8 protein-coding genes are annotated in these 7779 nt (G+C 69.6%); 2 read left to right on the top strand and 6 right to left on the bottom strand.

What is annotated here, in order from left to right:
• The 6 genes from pgk to uvrC form a co-directional block, all read right to left on the bottom strand.
• Positions 1-225 (bottom strand): phosphoglycerate kinase (pgk, locus tag ACHFFZ_RS13550; protein WP_394277133.1); only part of this gene is annotated, 225 nt, incomplete at its 3' end.
• A 124-nt stretch (positions 226-349) separates the two neighbouring features.
• The gene (gene gap, locus ACHFFZ_RS13545; RefSeq protein WP_394277132.1) at positions 350-1354 is read right to left on the bottom strand and encodes a type I glyceraldehyde-3-phosphate dehydrogenase; all 1005 of its coding nucleotides are present in this window, start codon (positions 1352-1354) and stop codon (positions 350-352) included.
• A 185-nt stretch (positions 1355-1539) separates the two neighbouring features.
• On the bottom strand, positions 1540-2538 hold the full coding sequence (whiA, locus tag ACHFFZ_RS13540; protein WP_394277131.1) for a DNA-binding protein WhiA: 999 nt from the start codon (positions 2536-2538) through the stop codon (positions 1540-1542).
• A 198-nt stretch (positions 2539-2736) separates the two neighbouring features.
• On the bottom strand, positions 2737-3678 hold the full coding sequence (yvcK, locus tag ACHFFZ_RS13535) for a uridine diphosphate-N-acetylglucosamine-binding protein YvcK (RefSeq protein ID WP_394277130.1): 942 nt from the start codon (positions 3676-3678) through the stop codon (positions 2737-2739).
• 4 nt (positions 3679-3682) lie between these two features.
• On the bottom strand, positions 3683-4549 hold the full coding sequence (gene rapZ, locus ACHFFZ_RS13530) for an RNase adapter RapZ (protein ID WP_394277129.1): 867 nt from the start codon (positions 4547-4549) through the stop codon (positions 3683-3685).
• Positions 4550-4665: 116 nt separating this feature from the next.
• The gene (gene uvrC, locus ACHFFZ_RS13525) at positions 4666-6642 is read right to left on the bottom strand and encodes an excinuclease ABC subunit UvrC (protein WP_394277128.1); all 1977 of its coding nucleotides are present in this window, start codon (positions 6640-6642) and stop codon (positions 4666-4668) included.
• A gap of 136 nt (positions 6643-6778) precedes the next feature.
• Between uvrC and ACHFFZ_RS13520 the strand changes: the two genes are divergently transcribed.
• The gene (locus ACHFFZ_RS13520; protein WP_394277127.1) at positions 6779-7180 is read left to right on the top strand and encodes a Rieske (2Fe-2S) protein; all 402 of its coding nucleotides are present in this window, start codon (positions 6779-6781) and stop codon (positions 7178-7180) included.
• 88 nt (positions 7181-7268) lie between these two features.
• Positions 7269-7670 (top strand): Rieske (2Fe-2S) protein, encoded by a 402-nt coding sequence (locus ACHFFZ_RS13515; protein WP_394277126.1) that lies wholly within the window; start codon positions 7269-7271, stop codon positions 7668-7670.
• Positions 7671-7779 lie beyond the last annotated feature (109 nt).

Below are 7779 nucleotides of genomic sequence, written 5' to 3'. Positions count from 1 at the left end.
GACGGGCGCCAGGGAGTACTTGGGGTTGACCTCACCCTTGGGGCGGCCCAGGTGGGCCAGCACGACGACGCGGGCGCCGGCCCCACGCAGCTCGTTGAGGGTGGGCAGCGCGGCCTTGATGCGGCCGTCGTCGGTGATGGTGTCGCCATCCAGCGGCACGTTGAAATCGCAGCGGATGACTACCCGCTTGCCCTTCAGATCGCCAAGATCCTTGATCGACTTCACGTCAATCCTTCCGTTGGGAATGGTGGGGCGGCTTCGCCCCGGAATTACGCAGCAGGTGTTGCGGGTGTGGAAACGGGGTGGGACGCCGGAGCGTCCCACCCCGTCACACGGTTTGATCGGGAGATCAGGCCAGCTTGGAGCCGACCAGGGCGGTCAGGCGGACCAGCGAGTTGGAGTAGCCCCACTCGTTGTCGTACCAGGACAGGACCTTGACCAGTTTGCCGATGACCTTGGTCTCATTGGCGTCGAAGATGCTGGTGTGCGGGTCGCCGACAATGTCGGAGGAGACGATCGGGTCCTCGGTGTACTTCAGGACACCCTTGAGTTCACCCTCGGCGGCCTCCTTGACGGCAGCCTTGATCTCGTCGACGGTGACCTCCTTCGAAGCCTCGAAGGTCAGGTCGGTCAGCGAGCCGGTGGGGGTGGGGACGCGGACGGCCAGACCGTCGAACTTGCCCTTGAGCTCCGGGATCACCAGGGCGACGGCCTGGGCGGCGCCGGTCTTGGTGGGGATCATGTTCAGCGCGGCGGCGCGGGCGCGACGCAGGTCGCTGTGCGGGGCGTCGAGCAGGCGCTGGTCACCGGTGTAGCTGTGGATGGTGGTCATGATGCCGCGCTCGATACCGAACTTGTCGTTCAGCACCTTGGCCAGCGGGGCAAGGCAGTTGGTGGTGCAGGAGGCGTTGGAGATGATGTTCATCTCGTTGGTGTAGTCGCCGTCGTTGACGCCCATCACGAAGGTACCGTCCACGTTCTTGCCGGGGGCGGAGATGATGACCTTCTTGGCGCCGGCCTCGATGTGGGCCTTGGCCGTCTCGCCGTCGGTGAAGAAGCCGGTGGACTCGATGACCACGTCGACGCCCAGGTCGCCCCAGGGCAGGTTCTTGGGATCGCGCTCGGCCAGGGCCTTGATCTTCTTGCCGTCAACGGTGATGTACTCGTCGTCGTAGCTGACCTCACCGGAGAAGCGGCCCATGAGGGAGTCGTACTTCAGCAGGTGGGCGAGGGTCTTGTTGTCGGTCAGGTCGTTGACGGCAACGACCTCGATGTCGGCACCCTGCTCGATGAGGGCACGGAAGTAGTTGCGGCCGATGCGGCCGAAGCCGTTGATTCCAACCTTGACGGTCATGCGTTATCTCCTTCGAGATATCAGTGTCGCTGCACACACGTGCTGCGACGTGTTCGGACACCCCGAGTCTATCGAACCGCGCCTGATGCCGCTTGACCAGACCGCAACAGTCAGTGGTATCAGCGTCACGCGAACAGCGGCCTGCCGGCGCCGGCAATGACCCGTTCGGGGGCATCGTGCGCCCCTCAGCCCTGGTCGCCCCCGCCCGGGCCCGCCCCGGCCCCGTGCAGGCCCGCCTCGGTACCGGGGATGCCCAGCTCGTGGGCCCGCTTGTCGGCGGTGGCCAGCAGGCGACGGATCCGGCCCGCGACGGCATCCTTGGTCAACGGAGGCACGTGCAGCTGACCCAGCTCCTCGAGGCTGGCATTGCGGTGCTCCAGGCGCAGCAGGCCCGCGGTGCGCAGGTGGTCGGGCACGTCGTCACCCAGGATCTCCAGGGCACGCTCCACCCGGGCACCAGCGGCGACCGCGGCGCGCGCCGAGCGGCGCAGGTTGGCATCGTCGAAATTGGCCAGCCGGTTGGCCGAGGCCCTCACCTCGCGACGCATCCGGCGCTCCTCCCAGACCAGCAGGCTCTCGTGGGCCCCCAGCCGGGTGAGCATCGCGGCGATCGCGTTCCCGTCCCGCACCACCACACGGTCGACGCCGCGCACCTCACGGGCCTTGGCCGTGACCTGGAGGCGACGGGCCGCCCCGACCAGCGCCAGGGCCGCCTCGGAGCCGGGACAGGTGACCTCCAGCGACATGGACCGGCCCGGCTCGGTCAGCGAGCCGTGGGCCAGGAAGGCGCCACGCCAGGCCGCCATCTGGCAGCAGGTGCCGCCACCGACGATGATCGACGGCAGGCCGCGCACCGGGCGGCCGTGGGAGTCGGTCAGGCCGGTCTGCCGCGCCAGGTCGTCGGCACCCTGCACCAGGCGGAGGGTGTAGCGCGTCTGGCGACGGATCCCGGACGCGTTGACCATGATCATCTCGGCGGTCAGCCCGTAGAGCTCCTGGATGACGGTGCGCAGCCGACGGGCCGCGGCACCGGTGTCGAACTCGGCCTCGACGACGATCCTGCCGCTGACGATGTGCAGGCCCCCGCCGAAGCGCAGCATGCTGGCCACCTCGGCGCGGCGACAGCACGGCTTGCTGACGCGAATGGTGGCAAGCTCCGCCTTCACCTGGGGGGTCATGGCCATGGGGATGTCCTTCCTCTGCCCGTCCAGCGGGCACGACTGCGTTCAGCGGGCACGACAGTCGCCCCCGCGATCCAGCTGCCTCCCCCGAGGCCGGACACCGCCTGCACGACGAGGCCCGCGACACGGGGGTGATTCAACCATGATCGCGCCCTCGGCGCGCGACCACCGGTGGACGGGCCCCGGGCAGCTGGGGACAGCTCACTCCCCCATCAGGTCCGCATAGACCGAGGCCAGCCGCAAGGGGTCGTGGCGCGGCGTCCCGTCGCGCATCGCCACGTCGGCGACCACCAGCTCCGCCCCCAGGGAGCGGACGAAGGTGTCCAGGTGTTCGTCGGCGAAGCTCTGGTCGGCCACCACGACATCCAGGCGAAGGCTCGGCGCATGCTCGGCGACCAACTCGATGTGGCGCGAGGCACTGAAACCGTCGGTCTCGTCCGCGGGTGCGATGTTCAGCGTCAGGATCCGCCTCCCGCGCGCACCGGCAATGGCCGTGGCCAGCTCGTCGACCAGCAGGTGCGGCAGCACGGAGGTGAACCACGAGCCCGGGCCGAGCACGATGTAGTCGCTCTGCTCGATGGCGGCCAGGGCGTCCGGACAGGCGGGCGCATCGGCCGGCTCGAGCCGGATCTTCTGCACTTGGGCGCGCGTCTTGGCCACCGTCGCCTGACCCGCCAGGGTGCACATCTCGTCGGGACGCAGCGGATCAAGGCCGATCACCTCGGCGGCGATGGTGAGGGGGGTCAGTGACATCGGCAGCACCCGCCCCCGGGTGCGCAGCAGCTGGCCCACCCGGTCCAGCCCCTCGACCGGATCGTCCAGGTGCTGCCACAGTCCGGCGATGAGCAGGTTGCCCACCGCGTGCCCGGCCAGGGGCCCGTCCCCGGTGAAGCGCGACTGCAGGACGTCGGCCCACAGCCGGCCGTCGTGGTCGTCGCCACACAGCGCGGCCAGGGCCATCCGCAGGTCACCGGGGGGCAGGCAGTCGAACTCGCCGCGCAACCGGCCCGAGGAGCCCCCGTCGTCGGCGACGGTGACCACCGCGGTGAGCCGGTCGGTCACCCGGCGCAGGGCGCTCAGGCTCGCCGACAGGCCATGGCCGCCACCCAGCGCGGTGACCGCCGGTCGATCGGATCGACTCATCGGCTCACTCCTTGCCCAGGTCGCGGTGCATCACCGTCACCGGGATGCCCCGGGCGCGCAGGCGGGCACCGAAGGCCTCGCTCATCGCCGTGGAGCGGTGCTTGCCTCCGGTGCAGCCGATGGCGATGGTCACCTGGCGCTTGCCCTCCCGCACATAGCCGGGAGCCATCGTCGCGAAGAGCCCCTCGAGCTGGTCCAGGAATTCCTCGGCCCCGGGCTGGGCCAGCACATAGCCGCTGACCGCCTCGGACAGGCCGGTCTGGGGCCGCAGCTCGGGAACCCAGTGGGGATTGGGCAGGAAGCGCACGTCGAGCACCAGGTCGGAATCCAGCGGCACGCCGTTCTTGAAGCCGAAACTCATCACCGCAGCACGGATCCGGTCGCCGTCGTCCCCGCCATAGGAGTGCGCCACGCGTGCCCCGAGCTGGTGCACGTTGATGTTGGAGGTGTCGATGACGATGTCGGCCGAGGCGCGCAGCGTCGACAGCATCGCGCGTTCCTTCTCCACCCCGTCCAGCAGGCGGCCGTCGCCCTGCAGCGGCAGCGGGCGGCGGATCGACTCCTGGCGCTGCACGATGACGGCATCGTCGGCCTCGAGGTAGAGGATCTCGATGTCCACGCCCTGCTCGCCGAGGTCGGCGAAGACCGCGCCGAGCTGGTCGAACAGGGTGCGGCTGCGCACGTCGAGCACGACGCCCAGCTTCTCGATCTGCTTGTCCCTCGCCAGGTCGACGAGGTTGGGCAACAGGGACGGCGGGAGGTTGTCCACGACATACCAACCGAGGTCCTCCATCGCATGGGCGGCCGTGCGGCGCCCGGCGCCGGACATGCCGGTGATGACGACGACGCGAGGACTGCTCTGGGGGCTCATGGCCCCATTATGGCCGAGCACGGCGAAAGCCGCGGCTGCCTTGTCACCGTGGCCACCCTTGCCAGTCCGGTACCGACGCCCATCCAGCGATCGGTCCGGGGGGGGTCGCGGGGCACTCAGGCCGGCAGCACCTCGCCAGTGGTCATGTTGACCTGCTCGCCGGGCTCCTCGGCCCGCAACGCCGAGGCCACCTGGCCGGCCAGCTTGGGGCCGAAGCCGGGCACCATCGCGATCTCCTCCTCGCTGGCCGAGCGCAGCTTGCGCAGGGAGCCGAAGTGCTTGAGCAGCGCCTTGCGCCGGGTTTCGCCAAGGCCGGGCACGTCGTCCAGCACCGACTCCACCATCGCCTTGCTGCGCCGGCCACGGTGGTGCGTGATGGCGAAACGGTGCGCCTCGTCGCGCAGCCGCTGCAACAGGTAGAGCCCCTCGGAGGTGCGCGGCAGGATCAGCGGATACTCCTCCCCCGGCATCCACACCTCCTCCAGCCGCTTGGCCAGCCCGCACAGGGCGATCTCGCCGGCCAGCCCCAGCTCCTCCAACACCTCGGCCGCGGCCTCCACCTGGGGCTGGCCGCCGTCGACCACCACAAGCTGAGGGGCATAGGCGAACTTGCGGGGCGCCCCGGTGGTGGCGTCGATCAGCACCGGACCCCCCTCAGCCTCGGCGCTCATGCTCGCCCGGTCGTCCAGCAAGCGGCGGAAGCGCCGGGTGAGCACCTCCTTCATGGCGCGCAGGTCGTCGGAGCCCTCGAAGCTCCTGATCACGAAACGGCGGTACTCGCTCTTGCGGGGCAGCCCGTCCTCGAAGACCACCATCGAGCCGACCACCTCGGTGCCCTGCAGGTGGGAGATGTCATAGCACTCCAGACGCAGCGGCACGGTGGGCAGCTCCAGCAGGTCCTGGATCTGCTCCAACGCACGGCTGCGGGTCGACAGGTCGCTGGCCCGCTTCATCTTGTGCTGCTGCAGGCCCTCGGTGGCATTCTTGGCGACGGTCTCCATCAGCACCCGCTTGTCCCCGCGCTGGGGCACGTGCAGGTTCACCTTGGCGTGGCGCTGCTCGGACAGCAGCTGGGCCATCGCCTCGCCGGAGGCCGGCATCACCGGAACCAGTACCTCGCGCGGGATCGCCGAGGCGGTCTCGGTGTCGGCGGCCTTCTCGTCGGCATAGATCTGCAGCAGGAACTGCTCCACCAGCTCCGCGGTGTCGGCGTCGTCGGCCCGGTCCGCCACCCAGCCGCGCTCACCCCGTACCCGGCCCTGGCGGACGTTGAAGATGTGCACCGCCACCTCGAGGGGGTCCTCGGCCAGCGCGATCACGTCGGCATCGGTACCGTCGTCGAGCACGATGGCATTGCGCTCACTGGCCTGCCGCAGTGCCTCCAGCGAGTCGCGCAACACTGCAGCCTTCTCGAACTCGAGCTCGCGGGAGGCCTGCTTCATGTCCGCCTCGATGCGGCGCAGCAACTGGCCGGTCTGGCCCGCCATGAAACTGCAGAAGTCGGAGACGATCTCGCGGTGCTCCTCGGGACTGATCCTGTCCACGCAGGGGGCCGAGCACTTGCCGATGTAGCCCAGCAGGCAGGGCCGCCCGGCTGCGGCGGCATTGCGGAAGACCCCATTGGTGCACGAACGCATCGGGAAGACGTGCAGCAGGGTGTCGACGGTCTCGCGGATCGCCCCGGCCTGGGCGAAGGGGCCGTAGTAGCGGTAGCCCTTCTTCTTGGCGCCGCGGCCGACGAAGACGCGCGGGTACTCCTCGCTCCAGGTGATGCACAGCCACGGGTAGGACTTGTCGTCGCGGTACTTGACGTTGAAGCGAGGGTCGTACTGTTGGATCCAGGTGTACTCGAGCTGGAGGCTCTCCAGCTCGTTCTGCACCACCGTCCACTCCACCTTGGCGGCGGTGCGCACCATCGTCTGGGTTCGGAAGTGCAGGTTGGCCGGGTCGGCGAAGTAGGAGTTGAGCCGCTGGCGCAGGTTCTTGGCCTTGCCGACGTAAATCACTTGGCCGTGGGCGTCGCTGAAGCGGTAGACCCCCGGGTCGGTGGGGATCGTGCCGGGCTTGGGGCGGTAGGTGGACGGATCGGCCATGCCGGCCAGTCTAGGAGGCGCCTCCGACAGACCCGATCTCGTCGGGAGGCCGCCCGCCAGCTGACCCCGAGGCCCCCTGCCGACGACGCCAGGGGTGGTGGATAGGTTGTCAGGACCACGACCTCCAGGAGTAGCCATGAGTCCCACCCGCCGTGACGTCCTCAAGACCGCTGGCCTCGCCGCCGGAGCAGCCACCGGGGCCGCAGGCCTGGCTGGCTGTTCCTCGCCCGAGACCATCGCCGACGGCCCTGCCACCATCAAGGCCGCGGAGGTGCCGGTCGGGGGTGCCGTGATCGTCGAGGACTCCCGCTTCGTCGTGGCCCAGCCCACCGCCGGACAGTTCAAGGCCTTCGACAGGCTGTGCCCGCACGCCGGCTGCGACGTCACCCGCGTGGAGAAGTCCGAGATCGTGTGCACCTGCCACGATGCCCGCTTCTCCGCCGCCGACGGGTCGGTGCTCTCCGGCCCTGCCGAAACCGGCCTCAGCGGCGCGATGGCCACCCTCGACGGGGACGTCGTCACCCTGCGCGAAGCCTGAGACGGGGCCACACTGCGGGCTCCCGGTCCACCGGGTAGCGTGGGCCACCAGACGAGCCCCCGTCGACAAGACCTGACCAGGAGTACCCATGAGCCCCACCCGTCGTGACGTCCTCAAGACCGCTGGCCTGGCCGCTGGCGCCGCCTCCGGTGCGGTCGGCGTCGCCGGCTGCTCGAGCCCCGAGGAGAAGACCGCTGGCCCGGCCGAGGTGCCGGCCTCGGAGGTTCCTGTCGGCAGCGCCAAGATCATCGAGGGCTCCAACTTCGTCGTCTCGCAGCCCACGGCCGGTGAGTTCAAGGCCTTCACCCGTATGTGCCCGCATGCCGGCTGCGACGTCACCCGCGTGGAGAAGTCCGAGATCGTGTGCACCTGCCACAATTCCCGCTTCTCCGCGGCCGACGGGTCGGTGCTGGGCGGCCCCGCCCAGGGTGGGCTCGGAAAGGCCGTGGCCACCGTCGAGGGTGACACCGTCAAGGTCTCCGGCTCCTGAGCCAGCCCACCAATCGCGCGAGGAGCGTGCTGCCCCCGCCCTCCAACGTCTTCCATCTGCACCCCGAATGACACCAGGGGCGGGCCATGATCATCGTGATCATGACACC

Origin of the sequence: Luteococcus sp. (assembly GCF_043424415.1) — a bacterium.
Classification (GTDB): Bacteria; Actinomycetota; Actinomycetes; order Propionibacteriales; family Propionibacteriaceae; genus Luteococcus.
Note: the sequence above shows the minus strand (reverse complement) of the source record. Positions and strands in the feature narration are given on the sequence as shown.

What these genes read in the sequence shown, in the direction of transcription:
- yvcK (WP_394277130.1), bottom strand. Translation starts at nt 3,678, where the DNA reads ATGAGTCGATCCGATCGACCGGCGGTCACCGCGCTGGGTGGCGGCCAT.
- uvrC (WP_394277128.1), bottom strand. Translation starts at nt 6,642, where the DNA reads ATGGCCGATCCGTCCACCTACCGCCCCAAGCCCGGCACGATCCCCACC.
- rapZ (WP_394277129.1), bottom strand. Translation starts at nt 4,549, where the DNA reads ATGAGCCCCCAGAGCAGTCCTCGCGTCGTCGTCATCACCGGCATGTCC.
- ACHFFZ_RS13515 (WP_394277126.1), top strand. Translation starts at nt 7,269, where the DNA reads ATGAGCCCCACCCGTCGTGACGTCCTCAAGACCGCTGGCCTGGCCGCT.
- gap (WP_394277132.1), bottom strand. Translation starts at nt 1,354, where the DNA reads ATGACCGTCAAGGTTGGAATCAACGGCTTCGGCCGCATCGGCCGCAAC.
- whiA (WP_394277131.1), bottom strand. Translation starts at nt 2,538, where the DNA reads ATGGCCATGACCCCCCAGGTGAAGGCGGAGCTTGCCACCATTCGCGTC.
- ACHFFZ_RS13520 (WP_394277127.1), top strand. Translation starts at nt 6,779, where the DNA reads ATGAGTCCCACCCGCCGTGACGTCCTCAAGACCGCTGGCCTCGCCGCC.